The sequence below is a fragment of the Nocardia sp. NPDC058497 genome, from assembly GCF_042720195.1.
Taxonomy (GTDB): Bacteria; Actinomycetota; Actinomycetes; order Mycobacteriales; family Mycobacteriaceae; genus Nocardia.
In genome coordinates, this window is the sequence record NZ_JBHXMY010000900.1 from 1 (window position 1) to 1,627 (window position 1,627).

Annotated in this window: 2 protein-coding genes and 1 tRNA gene; 2 read left to right on the forward strand and 1 reads right to left on the reverse strand. The window is 66.5% G+C overall.

The genetic code is table 11. From position 1 onward, the window contains the following. Positions 1-890 (forward strand): lipase maturation factor family protein (locus ACFWPJ_RS32265; RefSeq protein ID WP_378857235.1); only part of this gene is annotated, 890 nt, incomplete at its 5' end. Positions 891-933: 43 nt separating this feature from the next. Here ACFWPJ_RS32265 and ACFWPJ_RS32270 read toward each other — a convergent pair. Beyond that, positions 934-1,009: transfer RNA gene (locus ACFWPJ_RS32270), tRNA-Gly, on the reverse strand. 239 nt (positions 1,010-1,248) lie between these two features. Between ACFWPJ_RS32270 and ACFWPJ_RS32275 the strand changes: the two genes are divergently transcribed. Then, a partial coding sequence (locus ACFWPJ_RS32275; protein WP_378857237.1) for a hypothetical protein occupies positions 1,249-1,627 on the forward strand: 379 nt, incomplete at its 3' end.

The following is a 1,627-nucleotide window of genomic DNA, read 5'->3' on the forward strand; positions in this document are numbered from 1 at the left end:
GCCTGTACTACCACCACGAGACCCAGCCGATGCCGGGTCCGCTGAGCTGGTTCTTCCACCATCTGCCCCGGCCGCTGCACCGGGTCGAGGTCGCGGCCAATCACTTCGCCCAGCTCGTCGTGCCGTTCGGGTTGTTCATGCCGCAACCGGTGGCGAGCGTGGCCGCCTGCATCATCATCGTCACCCAGCTGTGGCTGGTGATTTCCGGCAATTTCGCCTGGCTGAACTGGGTGACGCTGCTGCTCGCCACCACCGCCGTCGACGCGCGGACCTACCCGGTGCTGCCCGACGCGCCACCGGTGCCCGCGCCACCGGCGTGGTTCATCGGGGCGGCGCTCGCCTACGTCGCGATGGTCACCGTGCTGAGCTTCTGGCCGATCGACAACCTGCTGTCCCCACGTCAAGCCATGAACGCCTCGTTCGACCCGTTGCACCTGGTCAACACCTATGGCGCCTTCGGGAGCATCACCCGGGTTCGCGAGGAGATCGTGATCGAGGGCACCGATGCCACCCACCTCACCACGGACACGGTGTGGCGCGAGTACGAGTTCAAGGGCAAACCGGGCGACCCACGGCATCGCCCTGGCCAATGGGCGCCGTATCACCTGCGGCTGGATTGGCTGATGTGGTTCGCCGCGCTGTCACCATCTTATGCGCGGTCGTGGGCGCTGCCGCTGGCCGCGCGATTGCTCTGCAACGATCCTGACACGCTGCGGCTGCTGCGGCACTGCCCGTTCCCCGACGAGCCGCCGCACTACCTGCGTGCCCGCCTGTACGAGTACCACTTCAGCACGCCCCGCGAGCTGTTCCGCGAGCGAATATGGTGGCGCCGCACCCTGATCGGCGAATTCCTGCCCCCGCTGACGCTCGAGCGGATCGCCCGGCGCTGACAACCGGAAAAGCCCGGCGACATGGTGTCGACCGGGCTTTTCGTGGAGCGGATGACGAGATTCGAACTCGCGACCCTCACCTTGGCAAGGTGATGCGCTACCAGCTGCGCTACATCCGCGTGCAGTTCTCGGCCCGATCCGGGATTACCAGGGGCTTCGGCGTGCGAGAAGAAACATTAGCGCGTTCGCGCGGAAAAACGAAATCCGTGCGCACAACCGTTCGACCGCCGCGGTGAGATCTCCGGGTGCCCCTGGTCCGCGCGTCCCGCGTTAAGCGGGTGACAAGGAATCGGAAGTCCTTGCCCGGAAAGCTCTTTCGCGGGCCGGCACACACCGCCGGCACAACAGGAGGAGCGGGATGAAGACTCTGGGGCTGATAGCGGCGGGTGTCGCTGTGACCACCGTGACCATCATGGGGGCCGGTCCGGCGCACGCCGACTTCACCGACGCGGTGGAGTACACCGACAGCGGCGAGAACGTGGAGGAGGGCGAGTACGGCGAGTACGCGATCGACCGGAACAACCCGGGATCGTGCCTGGTGGTGCAGAACCACACGGGCGGCAGGGTGACGCTGCGGTTGAACTACCCGACCAGCAAGGGCAAGTGGACGTTCTCCCACGACGAGGTGGGCGTGCTCACCCGCGACGGCCGGGTGGTGACCTCGCCGTCCGGTCGCTGGAGCGTCCGGACGAACCCGCCGATCGTGTTCAACTGGGTCTATGACGGCAACCTGAACA